This window comes from Phocaeicola barnesiae DSM 18169 = JCM 13652 (assembly GCF_000374585.1).
In the GTDB taxonomy this organism is placed as follows: Bacteria; Bacteroidota; Bacteroidia; order Bacteroidales; family Bacteroidaceae; genus Phocaeicola; species Phocaeicola barnesiae.
The window spans coordinates 20,835-38,785 of sequence record NZ_KB894651.1 but is presented as its reverse complement, the minus strand read 5'-3'; the positions used below and the strand labels follow the sequence as shown (position 1 = coordinate 38,785).

Sequence of the window (17,951 nt, the reverse complement as noted above, 5' to 3'; positions counted from 1 at the left end):
CACACTTATAGCCTGCATAAAAGTTATAGATAGCGGGTTTTATGTGGAAAAAAGATGTATATTTGTCGTGTTTTAATTGTATTAAAAATGGGACATCATCAGTTAGATAGCTTAGACGAACAAATTTTACGATTGATAGCCGACAATGCACGTATTCCGTTTCTGGAAGTCGCCCGTGCCTGCAACGTGTCCGGTGCCGCTATTCACCAGCGGATTCAGAAGCTGACGAACCTCGGCATTCTGAAGGGATCGGAGTTTGTTATTGACCCCGAAAAGATAGGGTATGAAACGTGTGCTTACATCGGACTTTACCTGAAGGACCCCGAGCAGTTTGACTCGGTGACCGAAGGGTTGAGACAGATTCCGGAAGTGGTGGAATGTCACTTCACGACAGGACAGTACGATATGTTCATCAAGATTTACGCCAAGAACAACCATCATTTGCTGGACATCATTCATGACAAGCTCCAGCCATTGGGACTTTCCCGTTCGGAAACCATTATTTCCTTCCGTGAAGCCATCAAGCGTCAGATGCCGATTCTGGATTTGGCGGATGAGGAAGATTAACCACTGGTATCCGGCTGATACCGGAAAGGTAAAAGATATAGAAAGTGCCCTATCATACTCCGTTGCGGGGAATGATAGGGCACTTTTTCTGGACAGGTGTCCAAGTATCATTGATTTTCTGAAGCCGGAACGTGTTCCTTTATCCGTTCATAATCGATGAAGCAATAAGGGTAGAGATGCTTTTCGTCTGTCGGGTGGCATTCTCTGTTTTTTTCGTGCCATACATTCAGATCGATGGCAGGGAAGAATGTATCGGCCGGTTGGTCTGCATCCTCAATCTCGGTCAGGTAGAGACGGTCGGCCAGGGGAAGTGCTTCGCGGTAGAGGCTCGCTCCGCCGATGATGAACACTTCTTCTTCTGTCCGGCAGGTTTTCAGGGCTTCTTCCAGTGAGTGGAAGCATTCGGCTCCCGGTATGTTCAGTTCCTGCCGGCTCAGTACGATGTTCCGGCGATTGGGTAGCGCACCTTTCGGAAGCGAATCGAACGTCTTTCGGCCCATGATGATGGTATGTCCGGTGGTCAAGGCCTTGAAGCGTTTCAGGTCGTTCGGTACCCGATAAATCAGCCGGTTCTCGAATCCGATGGCCAGTTTCCGGTTGACTGCTACGATGATGGATAGAATCATTGGAGTTATTTTTTAGTTGACTAGGTTTCAGTTGACTAGTTGACTAGGTTTCAGTTGACCAGGTCCAGTTAACGTATCTCTAGCGCATCGTTATTCATTATTAATTATTCATTATTAATTATTCATTAAACAGACACTTTTCCGGCAATGTGCGGCCATGGGTCGTAACCTTCCAACTGGAAGTCCTCATAGCGGAATCCGAAGATGTCCTTTACGTCCGGATTGAGTTTCATCACCGGAAGCGGACGCGGTGTGCGGGTCAGTTGCAGGTCTACCTGTTCCAAGTGGTTCAGGTAGATGTGGGCGTCTCCCAGCGTATGGATGAAATCGCCGGCTTCCAGTCCTGTCACTTGCGCCATCATCTGGAGCAGCAGGGCATACGAGGCAATGTTGAACGGTACCCCCAGGAAAGTATCCGCGCTACGCTGATACATCTGCAGGCTCAGTCTTCCGTTGGCCACGTAGAACTGGAAAAACATGTGGCAAGGTGGCAGATTCATCTTCTTCAGGTCGGCTACGTTCCAGGCATTGACGATGATGCGGCGTGAATCCGGATTCTTGCGGATGGTTTCTACGGCTTCCGAAATCTGGTCGATGAATCCTCCTTCGTAGTCGGGCCATGAGCGCCACTGGTAACCGTAGATATGTCCCAGGTCACCGTTTTCGTCCGCCCATTCGTTCCAGATGCGTACGCCGTTTTCTTGCAGGTATTTTACGTTGGTGTCTCCACTGAGGAACCAGAGCAGTTCGTGGATAATGGATTTCAAGTGCAGCTTTTTGGTAGTGACCAGTGGAAATCCGTCCTCCAGGTTGAAGCGCATCTGATGCCCGAACACACTGATGGTGCCCGTTCCCGTGCGGTCTTCTTTCTTCACGCCTTCGGTGCGGATGCGTTGCAACAGGTCTAGGTATTGTTTCATATTCGTTATCGTTTTTTCTTGGTGCAAAGGTAGGGAATTTTTAGAAGCGGTTAAACCTTCATAGTTAAAATTTAAAAGTGGAAATCCTGACCAGAATAAAGAAAACGTCCGTATGTCTTCATGAAAACATGCGGACGTTTTATGCAAAACAACCGTACGTTTTAACTAAAACATACAGACGTTTGAAGTAAAACGTACGGTTGTTTTGTCGTGAGGTAGAGATAAGCCGGATTTATAAGTTGAATTGTGATAATTCTTTGCTGGCTTGGATAAAATTTTTTACTTTGTCTCTGATGTAATGGTAAAGATAGAAGTCTACGGTCAGGGCAACTCCGGTGATACCTGTTAATATCATTAGTGCCTTAAGACTGCCGAATTGTATCATGAATAGGACAATAAAGGCAAATACACCGGCATATCCTATCAGGTAGGATAGGTTGGTATTCCGTTTGTATCGGACGATTTCAATCAGTTGTCGTTCCAGGTTTTTTTCCTGTTCTATGTCCTGGAGCATCCAGCAGAACCGGAACTGAAATACGATACCTGTCAGTAGGAACAAGGAGACTAAAACCCCGTTCAACATACCGAAATAGGGATTCTGTGTCCAGGCGATGTAAAAGAATACGGCGCATACGATGAGGAATACCAGTCCTGTACGTTCTATGCGTATCAGTTTTTCCATAGCGGATTCCTTGCGGGTAGTCAGTATACGTTTGATTTCTTCTTGACGGAGCAATTCTTGTTGTTGGATTTTTTCGTCCAGTTCTTTCCATAGTGTCTGTAATTCTTCTAGGTTCATGATTCGATGTATTAAAGGTTTGCTTTGTTTTTCAGTTTCTCTTTTATCCGGTGGAGGGTGGTGGCTACCTGGTTTCGGCTTGTGCCGATGATTTCTGCTATCTCTTCGTAGGTTTTTCCGTCCAGCCATAACATGATATACATGCGTTCCAGTTTGTTGAGTCCATGTATCATGCGGTACATTTCTTTCACCATCTCTTGTTTCGGGTCTCTCTCATCCAAAAGAGAGAAGGTAGTTTGCTCAAGCGAACAAGTGACTCCTTTTCGTTTTCTTTGTCGGACATCTGTGATGCAAATGTTCAGGGTAATCCGGTAGACCCATGTACTGAAGCTGCTCCGATTTTCGAAGCGTGTGTAACTTTTCCACAGGTTATAGACCGTTTCTTGATAGAGGTCGGCTATGTCTTCTTTTTCATTCGCATACATCAGGCAAATCTTATAGATGATGTGTTGGTGTTGCATCAGGAGGTCTGTAAATTCTTTTTCTTGATTCATCTTTTCTGTTTATGTTTCTATTCTATTAGTCGTGAAAGGCCTTTTAAAGTTACATGGAAAGTATTCTTTGTAGAAATAAAAATGGGTTTCCGGTATATTCCGGTTATTATGATGGATAACTTTCCTTTCTGGTGAAGTGGATTTTTTTACTTTTATCCGATTGTAAATCAGTGGTGAAATAATTATTAACAAATATGGCATGCAGCATTTCGGGTATTTTCTCTTTTTACAAGCGAACACTAATCTGAAAAGATAGTACAAAGAAAAAGTATTAACCCTAATTAAAATCAAAAGAAAAATGAAGAGAGTTTTTAAACCTGTGAAATGGATTTTTCCTATGTTGATGTTCGGATGTGCGTTTGCCTTTACAGCTTGTAGCGATGACGATGAAAATACACCTGTCGTTCCGGATGAAGTAACAACAGAAGCTATGTACGGAGATTATACCGGCAAGATGTTGACGCTGGCTGCATCGCCTACGGCAGATGAAGGAGAAGATACACCGGAGGGAGTAGATGTTTCAGCAAAGGTTGATAACGATACGGTATATCTGGAGAAATTCCCTATCAAGGACATTGTATTGTCCATCGTACAGGATGAGACTTTGGCCGATCAGATTGTAGAGGCTGTGGGCGATGTGAATTATAAAATCGGATATGAACCGACATTGTCAGAAGCCAAAGATAGCATTTCATTTGTTATGGAACCTGAACCATTGAAATTGTCTCTGAGTATGCCGTCAGCTACAGGAGACGCTCAGACAATGGTGGTAGAAGTGAAGGTAGAAGCCGTTGACGGTGCCGGATATGCGGTAGAAAGCGGAAACATGAAGTTTGATTTGTCGGCAACAGAAGTACTTTTGGGCGAAGGAGATAGCCAGATTTCTTTCCCTGGATTCCCTGCCACTACATTTAAATTCGATATGAACCAGCAGAAAGCTGAATAAAGGTCTGTGAGAATAAGTTTGAATCTGCAGAAGAGGTAATAGTCGATGAGTATCTTCGGAAAGGAATGGCAACATTTCTCCGGAGATACTTTTTTATGGACTCTTTCTGATATAAAATCGACCGTTATCAGCGGAAATACTGTTTCGATGATAACGGTCGGTTGATATTCGTTGGATAGTAGGGTCATATTCATTCTACAATCCCCTGTAGCGACAGGAAGAAATACACGCCCGTGGCAATCATCAGGCATCCCAGTGCCGCATAAAAGAGGCGGGCCCGTTTCCGTCCCGTATTCGCAACGATGAACTGGGCGTTACGGGCCGTAAAGAACCAGTCCCAGTTGAATAGGGAGGCAAGCAGGGTAAGGAGCCCCACCAGAACGAAAATGGCCTGTATGATGTAATGCGTAATCATACCGGGGGAGGTTAGTCTTCGGGAGCGTCGAAGCGGATGATACGGCTACCGTCTTCCTGTTCCTCGATGGTTACGTTGACCGCATCGCCCGGAAGCAGTTCCTCTATCAGTTCCGGCCATTCGATGAAGCAGAGCGCGCCGCTATAGAAATAGTCTTCGTAACCCATGTCGTACACTTCTTCCAGTTTCTTGATGCGGTAGAAGTCGAAATGGTAAATCAGTTCGCCGGCATCCTCGGAACGGTATTCGTTGACGATGGCGAAGGTAGGCGAGTTGATGACATCGGTTACACCCAGTTCTTCGCAGACAGCCTTGATGAATGTGGTCTTGCCGGCTCCCATCTTTCCGTAGAAGGCGAAGACGGTATTGTCGCCCATGGCTGCAATGAACTCACGGGCAGCTTCGTGAATATGGTCGAGTGAAGTAATTTTTATTTCCATAATCTTTTGTATTTTTTAGTTGAGGCAAAAATAGCTAAAAAAAAGGAGAATCAAAACCATCGTTCTGAAAAACTGATGTCACTTCGTGAGCATCAGGGAGGGCTTCGCTTCTGCCTGGCGGTAGAATCACCTCCGTCGGGTGGTTATCAAACGGATGATTTTTGATAATGCGTAAAACAAGATGGAGATGAAGATGATGGCGGCTCCCGAAGGTATCTGGAGCTTGTAGGACAGGAACAGTCCGCCCAGACAACTCAGGTACCCGATACCGATGGACAACCAGATGATTCGCTTGAAGCTGTAGGTGAACAGGTTGGCGGTCATTTGCGGGAGGGTAAGCAGGGAGATGGCCAGCACGATGCCTACCATGCGCAGACAAGACACAATGGTAAGGGCAATGAGCATCATCAGTGCATACTCGAAGAAGGTAACCGGCATCCGTTGCGAACGGGCGAACTCCCGGTCGAAGGCGATGGCCATGATGGGGCGCAGGAACAGGGTGAAGAAGACGGCCAGTACCATACTCAGTATAGCCAGGAGCAGGATATCGGTCCGGTTGATGGTCAGGATATTCCCGAACAGGTACGAAGAAAGGTCGGGGGTGAATCCGGGCGCCAGAAAACTGAAGATGATACCGATGGCCATACCGAAGGTCCAGAACACGGCGATGGCCGAGTCTTCGCGCATGTCGCTGTTCTTGCTGAGCCATTCTACTCCGAAGGCGGAAAGTACGGAGAACACCGCCGCGCTCAGAAGCGGGGAGATACCGGTATAAAGTCCGATACCGATACCGCCGAAGGAAGCATGGGTGATTCCTCCGCTGATGAAGACCAGCCGGCGGGTAACGATGTAAGTCCCGATAATGCCGCACGCGATGCTGGCAAACAGGCTGCCGAGCAAGGCGTGTTGGAAAAAGGTATAGTCCAGTAGTTCGAGTAGGTTGTTCATAAGTCTAAAAAGGCGGGGTTAATGGAATCGGCGTTCGCCTACTATCAGGAAGAGTTCGTCTTTGATTTCGTCCGGTAGCTCGATACCCCGGAGCTGAAGGCTTCGGCACCATCCGGCTACTTCTTCTTCCTTCATGGTGTACATGATTTCGCGGAACTCGTCGGCCTCTTCCGGTGAATATTCCTCTGCGCTACGGCCTTTGAAACGGTCCAGTTCCTCATCGTCGTAATATTCTATCTGTTTGCTTACGGCGGCCAGCAGACTTTCCTTTTCACAAATCTGGTGTTGTCCGCAACATTCGCTATCTACCGTCACTACTTCGGGTTCTTCCTTCAGTTCGCCTTTGTCTATCTTCTTCTGGATATTCCGGTTGTAGAAATAACCGGCGGCGAGTCCGAATACGACTACTCCGATAAGAATCAATAATAAGATTATCATGTCTCTTTATATTATACTTCTGTAATGCCGAAACCGGCGGTTAATAAGTTGTCCCAATAGCGGGGATAGGATTTCGATACCACTTCCGGATGGTTGATGGCCAGCTTCTCCTGCCGGAGGATGGCTGGGGCGAACGCCATGGCCATGCGGTGGTCTTCGTAGGTATCTATGGCTGGGTCTGCATCGGCTTCGCAACGTTCACCTTCCCAATAGAGGATGGAATCTTCTGCTTCGCGGATGACGTATCCCAGTTTCTTCATCTCGGCGATGAGGGCGGCTATGCGGTCTGTTTCCTTGATTTTCAGACTTTGAAGTCCGGTAAACCGGAAAGGGATGTCCAGCAGGGCACAAGTCACGACGAAGGTCTGTGCCAGGTCGGGCTGGTTGATGAAGTTGTAATCCATCTGTGTTACCGGTGTTCCGCTTTTGCGGAGGATGACCTTCCGGTCCTCGTACACCGTTTCCACGCCCAATTGTCCGAAGAGTTCGGCTACCTTGGAATCGCCTTGATAGCTTTGGCGGAACAGACCGGGCAATTCGATTTCGGCTTTTTCGGCCAGGGCGGCCATTTCGTACCAGTAGGAGGCGGCGCTCCAGTCACTTTCTACGTAATAAGGTATCGGGCGGTACGGTTGGGCCGATACGGTCAGGGTATCTTCAGCATTCCATCCGGCTTCGGCACCGAACTCGTGCATCAGTTGCAGGGTCAGGTTGATGTAGGAGCGTGAAATGATGTCTCCCGTCAGGTGGATGGTCAATCCGTTTTCCTGTACCGGACCTATCATCAGCAGGGCCGAGATGTATTGCGAACTGACGTTACCGGGAAGGGTGATTTCGTGTCCGGCAAGTGTTCCTCCCGTAATGCGGAGCGGAGGAAAGCCTTCGTTTTCGGTATATTCGATGCGGGCACCCAGACTACGCAGGGCATCTACCAGCAATTGGATAGGGCGTTGTTTCATGCGTGCCGTACCGGTCAGGATGTGGGTACCTTCTGTTACGCTCAGGTAAGCGGTGAGGAAACGCATGGCGGTACCTGCCGCCAGTATATCAATGGTTTCGGGCATGTCCTGCAGGGCACGTATCATCACCCGGGTATCGTCACAATCGGACAGGTTCTCGGGTACGCAGGTTCCGTGAGCCAGTGCGTTGATGATGAGCGCACGGTTACAGATGCTTTTCGATGAGGGCAACTGGATGGTTGTCCGGATGCCGGCAGGAGCCGTAAGTTGAATCCGCTTCATGGCTGATATAGTTTGATTTTTCGTGTGGCAAAGATAGTGAAAGGTGAGTGGAGAGGCAAACGAAAAACAGAGTTTTTCAGGTCTGGCTCTCCCGAACTGCCCCCTGCCTTATGGAAAGATACGAAAAGACCGCTTCCTTTCTTATGGAAGGATAGGGAAAGGTGAGTGGTGAGTCATAATCTCAATGGCCCTATTCCGTTTGTTTATCTAAACATTATATTTTTACTCGAATAATCGAGTTTTTTTATACCTTTGTTAGGCAAGTGTGAACCTATAAAATAGTAAGTATGATAGATGATGTATATGCGGCCTCTCCGGAACGCTACCGGAGCGGCATGAAGTATCGGCGGGCAGGCCGGAGCGGTGTGCTTTTGCCGGAAATATCACTGGGTCTGTGGCACAACTTCGGCGATGTGGATTCTTTCTCGAACAGCAAGCGGAAACTTCATTATGCTTTCGATCAGGGAATCACTCATTTTGACTTGGCCAACAATTACGGCCCTTCTTACGGTTCGGCTGAAGCTACCTTCGGGCAGGTCATGAAATCTTCGTTCGCGCCCTATCGGGACGAATTGTTCATTTCTACCAAGGCCGGTCATGACATGTGGCCCGGTCCGTACGGCGAATGGGGTTCCCGCAAATACCTGATGGCAAGCCTGAATCAGAGTCTGAAACGGATGAACCTGGATTATGTGGATATTTTCTATTCGCACCGGTTCGACCCGGTGACTCCGTTGGAAGAGACACTTCAGGCACTGGTGGACATTGTGCGCCAGGGAAAAGCGTTGTATGTGGGAATTTCGAAATATCCTCCCGAAGCGGCCCGTTTCGCCTACCGGTATCTGAAGGAAAGGGATGTGCCCTGTCTGTTGTATCAAGGACGTTATAACCTGCTGAACCGGGAACCGGAGGAGGAAGGTATTCTTCAGGACGCACAGGAACAGGGAAGCGGATTCGTGGCTTTCTCGCCCCTTGCACAAGGCTTGTTGACCGACCGTTACCTGCAAGGTATTCCGTCCGATTCACGTGTAGCCCGGGGCGGGTATCTGAAGAAGGAAGCGTTGACACCGGAACTGCTGCATCGGATAGCGGCTTTGAATGAAGTTGCCGCCCGGCGCGGTCAGACACTGGCCGAAATGGCATTGGCCTGGTTGTTGAAAGACAACCGTGTGACGTCGGTCATCGTAGGAGCCAGTTCGGTGGAGCAATTGTCCGATAACCTGAAGGCTTTACGCAATACTTCCTTCACCGCGGAAGAATTGTCGGAGATAGACCGGATTATAAAGGGATAAGTCCTTTCTGACGGTTGATGTAACTCAGTGCCGCCCCTAAGGCCGTGCGGTATTCCGAATAGGGCGGTATGTAAAAGCGTATCCCATAGAGCGCTTCCATGCCGTTGAATATCTCGCGGCACTGGGGGAGGGTCGACAGGTTTCCGATGAGGGCGTAATCCTTGATGCCGCTATTCAGACCGGCCAGGTGTGCCGCACTTCCGATGGCCTGTAATACCAGGTAGACGATGCCGGTGGCGATGTCTTTTTCGGGAGCGTTGCTCTCTGCCTTGCCGAAATTGGAGGCGGTGGCTTCCAGGGGAAGGTTGGGGAGTGGCTGGTTGCAGATGTCTTTTATCTGGAGATTGATGTTTGCGATGTCGCCGTCCTTGGCCAGTTCCACTACCTGGTGGATGTCGTGCGATTTCAGCATCAGGCGGGAGAGTCCCTGCAGGGTTCCGCCCCCGATACCGGTACCTCCCAGGTGCTTGATGGCATCGCCTTCTATCTGGATGAAGGACGTTCCCGTACCCATGCTGACCGCTATCAGGCGGTCGAGTCCGCTTTGGTACTTGGCTCCCAAGGCATTGGCGATAAATTCGTCCGTCTTGGCCGTCGGCCGTCCGTATAGGGGCGTATTGATGTAGGCACTCCCTACGCCGGTCAGAATAATCTGTTCGATGTCTTCAAGGTTGAACTGATTGTCGTACAGGTATTTTCCGAATGCTCCGAAGAGCGAGGTGACGGGGTCTGTAGCAGTAATGAAGAGTGGGGACTTGAGTTTTCCGTTTTCAATACCGACGATTTTAGTAGTGCTTCCGCCTACATCGATGCCAAGGATAACAGCCATATTCGATTGAGTTTAGAATTCGGTACAAAGATACGGAATTTATCGTTCAAAAACATTTTATCACTGAAATGGAAATATTTCTTCTCCCACTAAGAGAACCGAAAAGGCGGAAGTATATGGGAAAAACCGTATTTTTGTCCATGTGAATAAACTGATACTAGAAAGAACGGCGTGGTATGAAGAGAAGAATTTGCTGGTTGTTGTGTCTGTTGCTTATCGGAGGAATCCTGAAGGCTCAGGAACGTCCCATCAAGGTTGCTTGTGTGGGAAATAGCATTACGGAAGGTTTTACATTGGCTCATCCCGAGACGGAAAGTTATCCGGCGGTGTTGCAACGCTTGCTAGGCGACGGATATGAAGTGGGGAATTTCGGCGTGACGGCTCATGCATTGATGCTGGACTCCGATTTGCCTTATCAGAAGACTACCCGTTTCAAGGAAGCGCTGGATTTCTTACCGGATATTGCGACCGTCAAATTGGGTACGAACGATTCCAAACCTTGGAACTGGCAACACCATGCATCTTTCAAGAAAGATTTGAACCGTCTGGTGGATGCTTTCGAACAATTGCCTTCCCATCCTACGGTGTATCTGTGTCTTCCGATACCGTCCGACCGGAAAGAATGGGGAATCCGTGACAGCATACTGGTATCAGGTGTGATTCCTTATATCCGCGAAGTGGCTCGTGAGCGGAATCTGCCGTTGATAGACTTGCGTACTCCCATGCTCCCGCATTATCCGCAGGATTATACCGACGGAGTACATCCCAACAAGCAAGGGGCAGAGATTATAGCCCGTGAGATTTACCGCGCATTGACCGGAAAGGACCTTTAGATTTTACCTGGATTATGAAAAACACTTGTCTCTTATTTCTTCTGCTCCTAAGTATCTGCTTGCCTTCGAGAGCGGCCGACAACTACATGTTCAAGTATTTCGATGTAGGAAGCGGTTTGTCCAATAATTCCGTCTATGCCATATTGAAGGATAGCAAAGGTTTCCTTTGGCTGGCTACCGAGTCCGGTCTGAACCGTTATGACGGATACGATTTTTCGGTATACCGTTCCGTAGAGGGAGATTCGCTCACTTTGCCGGATAATTTCATCAGCGATATAGTAGAAGCCGATGATTATCGGTTTTGGGTGAAGACTTCCCAAGGGTATGTGCTTTATGACGGAAAGACGGACCGCTTTTATCGGGACCGGCGGGCATTCATGAAACGCATCGGGAGCAGGGGAGAAATAGCCGAAGTATATGTAGACCGTTCCAAGAAATACACTTGGCTATGTGTGCCAGGTGAGGGATGCTATGTGCTTGCTTCGGAGACGGACGAATGCCGCTTCTTTTCGTTCGAAAAGAATGGTTTGCCGGCCGGCGGACTTTCTGATATAGGAGAATCGAAGGCCGGTATCCTGCTGGTGTACGACAATGGCCTGCTGGTTTGTGTCAATCCGGAAACATTGGAGGTGCTTTGGAAACGGGAGGATATCTGCCGCCAGATAGGGGACGGTAGGTTTGAGTCGTTCAGCCTTTTTGTGGACCATTCGGATGATATCTGGTTGTATAGTGCACTGGGCTTATGGTGTTACCGGAGTACCCTACAATCTTTCGATAATGAGGTTCCGGAGCGGTTGAGGCCTTATGGCGGATTTGTACATGCGATAGCGCAGGACGCTTCCGGAAAGATTTGGCTGGGAATGGATAATCAGGGGATTTTGATTTATGACAAAGAAACCGGAGAATGCCGGCAGGTATTGGCCAGCGGTACAAGGGAACGGAGTTTGCCGCATAATACCATCTATTCTTTGCTGGCCGATTCGAAAGGAGTCATGTGGATAGGTACATACAAGAAAGGGATAGCCTGTTATGCCGAAAGTATGTATAAGTTTGCTTTGCTTCCGATAGGAGATATCACCAACATAGCGGAAACGCCTTCAGGAGAATGGTTGTTAGGAACCAATGACAATGGATTGATTGTCTGGAATCCTCGCCAGCATACACAAAAAAATTTTAATTCTGACAACGGAAATTTTGAATCCGATGCGATTGTTTCTATACTCGTTGCGCGAGACGGTAAGGTCTGGGTCGGTACTTTCAGGGGAGGACTGGTCTGTATCGACGGAAGCCGGACTACCGTTTACCGGAAAACCGATTCCTCCGATGGACTGGCCGATGATAGTATCTGGTATTTGCAGGAAGATGCGGATGGACGCATCTGGATAGCGACTTTGAGTAACGGGTTGCAATGCCTGAACCCCGGGACGGGAAAGTTTGACACATACCGGCAGGACAATTCCGGCTTGAAAGACAATCACCTGTCGGCTTTGTGTCTTTGGGATACTCAGACGTTGTTGATAGGATGTGCTACGGAAGGTATTCAGGTGATGGATTTGTCTACCCGTCGGATTCGGCCGTTGGAAGGATTGGGACGGGTCAGTGTGAACGAACTCTACAAGGATAGCCGGGAGTGGCTTTGGGTAGCGGCACGCGAAGGGCTTACCGCTTTTGATTACAAACGTGGAAAGGTGATCACTCTCCCTCAGATGCCGGAATTGACCGGAAAGCCTGTTTCGGCGATTGCCGAGGACACCAGCGGAAACATCTGGATTACGGTATCCAACCGGATTATCAACATCAAGGTCCTGCGTGACAATCAAGGGTATAGTTTCGAAACCCGGGAATATGACAATAACGACGGATTGCAGACCAGCGATTTTAACCTGCGTGCCATGAAGCGTTTGCAGGACGGTACGATACTGGCCGGTGGACTCTACGGACTCAATTCGTTCAATCCGGAGCGGATGCATTATAACCGGTTGGTACCTAAAGTCTTGTTTACTTCCTTGCAATTGATGAATGAGCCGGTCTCGGTAGGTAAGGAGTATGATGGAAAAGTCATTCTGGAACAATCCTTGAACTTTGTCCGTGAAGTGAATCTGGCGTATCATCAGCATATCTTCAAGGTCTCCTTTACGACAGATAACCTGATTTTGCCGGAGAAGACCCAGTTTATCTATCAGCTGGAAGGTTTTCATAAGGAATGGGTGACACTTCCAAAGGGGGAACATGGGGTAACTTTTACCAGCCTTACGCCGGGAGATTATGTATTGAAGGTAAAAGCGGTGAATAGTGACGGTTATGCAAGTACGGACATTGCCGAACTCCGGATTGTGGTCCATCCTCCTTTCTGGTTGTCTGTATGGGCTTTCATTTTCTACACAATCCTGGTGTTGGGTATCCTGGTCTGGATATATTCGGCCATATTGAAACGGGAGCGTGAGAAATTCCGGATGAAGCAGATAGAACAGGAAGCGGCCAAGAACGAGGAAATCAACAACATGAAATTTCGTTTCTTTACAAACATCAGCCATGAGCTACGGACACCGTTGACATTGATTATCGCGCCTTTGGAAGAGATACTCAAAGAAACTCAGGACGCTACCAAACGCAAACGCTTGTTGTTGATGTATCGGAATGCCCAGCGTCTGCTGATGTTGGTCAACCAATTGCTGGATTTCAGAAAGGGGGAGATGAATGGGCATCGTTTGTCGTTGACGGAAGGTGATATTGTCGGCTATATCCATGGAGTATGCGATTCTTTCGTGCTGATGGCCGACAGGAAACAGATTCGGTTCTCCTTCTTCTCTGTAATGGACCGTTTTCCGATGGCTTTTGATGCCGACAAGGTAGGTAAAGTGGTTATGAACCTGTTGTCGAATGCTTTCAAGTATACTCCGGAGGGAGGTTGTGTCACCGTGAGTCTGGAGCATCTGGCAGATGCGGAGGAATTTCTGGAAATCAAGGTGGCCGATACCGGTATCGGAATCAGTGATGAGGATAAGAAGCATATCTTCGACCGTTTCTACCAGACGGAGCATAAAGGCATGGAAGAAGCTACCGGAACTGGCATCGGATTGAGTCTGGTCCGTGATTTCGTAACCTTGCATGAAGGAACGGTAGAGGTGTTCGATAACGGTGGAACAGGTACCGTCTTTGTGGTTCGTTTACCTGTCAAGCACGTGGATGTAGCGGCATCGCTTCCGGTTGTTCCGGAAATGTTCGATGAGGGGACTTCATCATCGGAGGATACCGGACAAGTGGAAACGGAACGTGGACGGTTTCCGCTCCTGCTGGTTGTGGACGATAATCCGGATTTCCGTGAATTCATGAGTGCGACTTTGGGATTGCAATATCGCATTCGGACCGCTTCCAACGGTAAGGAGGCTTGGGAGATGATGCAGGAAAACGAGTTGCCGGACCTGGTAGTGAGCGATGTCATGATGCCGGAAATGGACGGGAATGCCTTATGTAGGTTGATAAAGGAGACGGAACGCACTTCGCACATCCCCGTCATTCTGCTGACCGCAAAACAGACCATTGATTCCCAGCTGGAAGGGCTACAGACAGGGGCTGACGATTATGTGACAAAACCTTTCAACACGGATATTCTGATACTCCGTATCCAGAAGCTGATTCAGCGTAACCGTTCACATCATCCGGAGGCGGGGACCGGCAGAGCGGTCATCGACCCGGAACCGAGTACGATAGCCATTACTTCGCTGGATGAAAAACTGATAGAGAAAGCGGTGAAATATGTAGAAGACAACATGTCGCGTAGTGACTTGTCTGTAGAGGAATTGAGCCGGGAACTCGGAATGAGTCGTGTCCATCTTTACAAGAGGCTTCTGCAGATTACCGGCAAGACTCCGATAGAATTTATCCGGGTTATCCGTCTGAAACGGGCGGCACAATTGTTGCGTGAAAGCCAGCTTCATGTGTCGGAAGTAGCTTTCGAAGTCGGATTCAACAACCCGAAATATTTCAGCCGTTATTTTAAGGAGGAATTCGGAGTTTTACCTTCCGTTTATCAGGAAAAGGAGGGGAAATAACAAAAGATACCGTCATCGGCAACATTCCGTCTGCCGGCCATTCAAATCTTTCCCAACCTGAAAACATGTGAGGCAGGCTTTTGGCAAAGGTTCCGTGTATCTTTGTGATGGATTGATTGTTTAACTTTAAGCATTGTCTTATGATGAATATGAAGAACATTCCTTATTGTTTATTGGCAGGTCTGTTTCTGGTGGCCTGTTCCGATAAAGTCTATGAACAGACGGACCAAGGGGTGATTGTACATGTGACTCCGCAGGGAGAACATGCGGCGAGACTGGTGCGTCTTCAGGTAATGGGTGACAAACTGATTCATGTATCGGCTACACCCGAATCGAGCTTTGCCGACCCGAAGAGTCTGGTCGTACTTCCTCCGGCAGAACAGACTCCTTTTTCCGTAGAGCAACGGGGCGATACGGTGTCGGTCCTTACGCAGGCATTGAAGGCTTCGGTTTTGGCATCTACCGGCGAAGTCTGGTTTACCGATGAGGAGGGGCGGTTGATTCTCCAGGAAAACAAGGGAGGAGGCAAGGAATTCACGCCGATTACGGTAGAAGGAACTCATGGATATACCATCCGGCAGGTATTCGAATCGCCGGCCGATGAGGCTTTCTACGGCTTGGGACAACATCAGGCCGACGAGTTCAACTACAAAGGAAAGAACGAAGAGCTGTTCCAGTATAATACGAAGGTTTCCGTACCGTTCATTGTTTCCAACAAGAATTACGGCGTTCTGCTGGATAGTTATTCGCTTTGCCGTTTCGGAAATCCCAACGATTATTCACAACTGGGAGAGGTTTTCAAGCTGTTTGATAAATACGGTAAGGAAGGAGCCTTGACCGGTAATTATGTACCGGATGCAAAGTCGGGCGTACAACCTTTGGAACGTCGCGAAGATTCCCTTTATTTTGAACATCTGAAACGGGAAGATTTGTCGAAGGTGGTCAATCTTCCGGAAGGATTTCCGTTCATGGGTTCTAAGGTGACGTATGAAGGGAGCATTGAGCCTTCTCAGAGCGGTGAGTTCAAATTCATCCTTTATTATGCCGGCTATACGAAGGTGTACATCGACGGTAAACTGGTGGTTCCCGAACGTTGGCGTACGGCCTGGAATCCGAACAGCTATAAATTTTCCGTCAATCTGGAATCCGGTAAACGGGTTCCGTTGAAGATAGAGTGGGAACCGGACGGTTATGTCTCTTATTCCGGATTGCGGGTATTGGCTCCGGTGGCTCCCGAAGAGCAAGGCAAGCAGTCGTGGTGGAGCGAGATGACCAAACAGTTGGATTATTATTTCATAGCAGGCGATGATATGGATGAAGTAATCAGCGGATACCGTACATTGACCGGAAAGTCTCCTGTCATGCCGAAGTGGGCGATGGGATACTGGCAAAGCCGGGAGCGTTACAAGACTTCGGCTGAACTTATCGGTACCTTGAAAGAGTTCCGTGACCGGCAGATTCCGATAGATAATATCGTACAGGACTGGAGCTATTGGCCCGAAGATGCATGGGGAAGCCACGACTTCGACAAGTCCCGTTTCCCGGACCCGAAAGCTATGGTAGATTCTATCCATGCCATGAATGGCAGGCTCATGATTTCGGTTTGGCCGAAGTTCTATGCTTCTACCGAGCATTACAAGCAGTTCGACAAGAACGGTTGGATGTACCAGCAGGCTATCAAGGATAGCATCCGCGACTGGATAGGTCCGGGTTACATCGGGTCCTTCTACGATGCCTATAGTGCCGATGCCCGCAAACTCTTCTGGAAACAGATGCAGGACAAATTGTATGTATTGGGTATCGACGCCTGGTGGATGGATGCCAGTGAACCGAACATTCGCGATTGTACCGACATCGATTACCGCAAGGCTTTGTGTGGCCCTACCGCATTGGGCTCTTCTACCGAATTCTTCAATGCTTATGCCCTGATGAATGCGGAGGCCATTTATGACGGACAACGGGGAGTAGACAATGACAAACGTGTGTTCCTGCTGACCCGCTCGGGCTTTGCCGGCCTGCAACGTTATTCTACGGCTACCTGGAGCGGTGACATCGCTACCCGTTGGGAAGACATGAAGGCTCAGATCTCTGCCGGACTGAACTTCTCGATGAGCGGTATTCCGTATTGGACCATGGACATCGGTGGCTTCTGTGTAGAGAACCGCTATGTAGCCGGTCAGGAAGTATGGAACAAGACACGGACCGAAAATGCGGATTATAAGGAATGGAGGGAGCTGAATACCCGGTGGTATCAGTTCGGTGCGTTCTGTCCGTTGTATCGGGCACACGGCCAATATCCGTTCCGTGAAATCTGGAACATTGCTCCGGAAAATCATCCGGCTTATCAGTCTGTTGTTTATTATACGAAACTCCGTTACAACCTGATGCCGTATATCTATTCGATGGCAGGAATGACTTATTTCGATGATTATACCATCATGCGTCCGCTGGTAATGGACTTTACGGCTGATACGCAGGTGAATAATATCGGTGATGAGTTCATGTTTGGTCCGGCTTTCCTGGTAGCTCCGATATATCGGTATGGAGACCGCACCCGTGACATGTATTTCCCGGCTTGTGAAGGTTGGTATGATTTCTACACGGGCAAATTCCAGGAAGCAGGTGTGCAGGCTTCTGTAGCTGCGCCTTACGAACGGATTCCGTTGTATGTACGTGCCGGCTCCATTGTTCCGTTCGGCCCGGATATGCAATATTCCGACGAGAAACCGGCTTCGGATATCAAGTTGTATGTATATCAGGGAGCAGACGGTACGTTTACCTTGTATGAAGACGAAGGTACGAATTATAACTACGAAAAAGGGAAATATGCCATGATTCCTTTTGAATACGATGAGGATAGCCGGACACTGACTATCGGCGAACGTACCGGAGAATTCGATGGAATGTTGAAGGAACGTACCTTTACCGTGGTGGTTGTCGGGAAAGACAAGGCTCAAGGATTTGACAAGGATGCTAAAGGTATTGTCGTGAAATACGATGGAAGTAAACAAACGGTCCAGCTATAATTCATTTACAGACTATTTCCTTGGGTAGTCAATGAAAAGTGAAGGCGGGTCATTCAGAGTTCCTGGAATTTCTGAATGACCCGCT

The 17,951-nt window shown here is 48.5% G+C and carries 16 protein-coding genes; 6 read left to right on the top strand and 10 right to left on the bottom strand.

The window, feature by feature from the left end:
* Positions 1-87 precede the first annotated feature (87 nt).
* Positions 88-567, top strand: a complete 480-nt coding sequence (locus C510_RS0110035) for an Lrp/AsnC family transcriptional regulator (protein ID WP_022339806.1) — start codon at positions 88-90, stop codon at positions 565-567.
* A gap of 107 nt (positions 568-674) precedes the next feature.
* Here C510_RS0110035 and C510_RS0110030 read toward each other — a convergent pair whose 3' ends face one another.
* The 4 genes from C510_RS0110030 to C510_RS0110015 form a co-directional block, all read right to left on the bottom strand.
* Positions 675-1,193: a dihydrofolate reductase gene (locus tag C510_RS0110030; RefSeq protein ID WP_018711209.1), complete on the bottom strand. Its 519-nt coding sequence runs from the start codon at positions 1,191-1,193 to the stop codon at positions 675-677.
* Between the two features lie 125 nt (positions 1,194-1,318).
* Complete coding sequence (locus C510_RS0110025; protein ID WP_018711208.1) at positions 1,319-2,113, bottom strand: thymidylate synthase; 795 nt, start codon at positions 2,111-2,113, stop codon at positions 1,319-1,321.
* Positions 2,114-2,345: 232 nt separating this feature from the next.
* Positions 2,346-2,912, bottom strand: a complete 567-nt coding sequence (locus tag C510_RS0110020) for a hypothetical protein (protein ID WP_018711207.1) — start codon at positions 2,910-2,912, stop codon at positions 2,346-2,348.
* Between the two features lie 11 nt (positions 2,913-2,923).
* The gene (locus C510_RS0110015) at positions 2,924-3,406 is read right to left on the bottom strand and encodes an RNA polymerase sigma factor (protein WP_018711206.1); all 483 of its coding nucleotides are present in this window, start codon (positions 3,404-3,406) and stop codon (positions 2,924-2,926) included.
* A 298-nt stretch (positions 3,407-3,704) separates the two neighbouring features.
* Between C510_RS0110015 and C510_RS0110010 the strand changes: the two genes are divergently transcribed.
* Entirely contained in the window at positions 3,705-4,352 is a 648-nt protein-coding gene (locus C510_RS0110010) for a DUF4840 domain-containing protein (RefSeq protein ID WP_018711205.1), read from the top strand.
* Positions 4,353-4,542: 190 nt separating this feature from the next.
* Here C510_RS0110010 and C510_RS0110005 read toward each other — a convergent pair whose 3' ends face one another.
* The 5 genes from C510_RS0110005 to C510_RS0109985 form a co-directional block, all read right to left on the bottom strand.
* A complete protein-coding gene (locus C510_RS0110005; protein ID WP_018711204.1) occupies positions 4,543-4,767 on the bottom strand; it encodes an immunity 17 family protein in 225 nt (74 codons plus the stop codon).
* Between the two features lie 11 nt (positions 4,768-4,778).
* Positions 4,779-5,207 (bottom strand): tRNA (adenosine(37)-N6)-threonylcarbamoyltransferase complex ATPase subunit type 1 TsaE, encoded by a 429-nt coding sequence (gene tsaE / locus C510_RS0110000; RefSeq protein WP_018711203.1) that lies wholly within the window; start codon positions 5,205-5,207, stop codon positions 4,779-4,781.
* Positions 5,208-5,333: 126 nt separating this feature from the next.
* Positions 5,334-6,155 carry a metal ABC transporter permease gene (locus C510_RS0109995; RefSeq protein ID WP_018711202.1) on the bottom strand — a complete coding sequence of 274 codons (822 nt, stop codon included), beginning with the start codon at positions 6,153-6,155 and terminating at the stop codon, positions 5,334-5,336.
* A gap of 18 nt (positions 6,156-6,173) precedes the next feature.
* Positions 6,174-6,593: a hypothetical protein gene (locus C510_RS0109990; RefSeq protein ID WP_022339797.1), complete on the bottom strand. Its 420-nt coding sequence runs from the start codon at positions 6,591-6,593 to the stop codon at positions 6,174-6,176.
* A gap of 11 nt (positions 6,594-6,604) precedes the next feature.
* Positions 6,605-7,834 (bottom strand): 3-phosphoshikimate 1-carboxyvinyltransferase, encoded by a 1,230-nt coding sequence (locus C510_RS0109985; RefSeq protein ID WP_018711200.1) that lies wholly within the window; start codon positions 7,832-7,834, stop codon positions 6,605-6,607.
* Between the two features lie 287 nt (positions 7,835-8,121).
* On the opposite strand from C510_RS0109985, the gene C510_RS0109980 reads away from it, so the two are divergent.
* The gene (locus C510_RS0109980; protein ID WP_018711199.1) at positions 8,122-9,126 is read left to right on the top strand and encodes an aldo/keto reductase; all 1,005 of its coding nucleotides are present in this window, start codon (positions 8,122-8,124) and stop codon (positions 9,124-9,126) included.
* On the opposite strand, the gene coaW is transcribed toward C510_RS0109980, so the two are convergent.
* Entirely contained in the window at positions 9,113-9,955 is an 843-nt protein-coding gene (gene coaW, locus C510_RS0109975) for a type II pantothenate kinase (RefSeq protein WP_018711198.1), read from the bottom strand. The two genes, C510_RS0109980 and coaW, sit on opposite strands and share 14 nt — an antisense overlap.
* A gap of 176 nt (positions 9,956-10,131) precedes the next feature.
* Between coaW and C510_RS0109970 the strand changes: the two genes are divergently transcribed.
* From C510_RS0109970 to C510_RS0109960, 3 genes are all read left to right on the top strand, one after another.
* A complete protein-coding gene (locus C510_RS0109970) occupies positions 10,132-10,788 on the top strand; it encodes a GDSL-type esterase/lipase family protein (RefSeq protein WP_081621836.1) in 657 nt (218 codons plus the stop codon).
* A 14-nt stretch (positions 10,789-10,802) separates the two neighbouring features.
* The gene (locus C510_RS0109965) at positions 10,803-14,840 is read left to right on the top strand and encodes a hybrid sensor histidine kinase/response regulator transcription factor (RefSeq protein WP_026320183.1); all 4,038 of its coding nucleotides are present in this window, start codon (positions 10,803-10,805) and stop codon (positions 14,838-14,840) included.
* 143 nt (positions 14,841-14,983) lie between these two features.
* A complete protein-coding gene (locus tag C510_RS0109960; protein WP_026320182.1) occupies positions 14,984-17,866 on the top strand; it encodes a TIM-barrel domain-containing protein in 2,883 nt (960 codons plus the stop codon).
* The last annotated feature ends 85 nt before the right edge of the window (positions 17,867-17,951 follow it).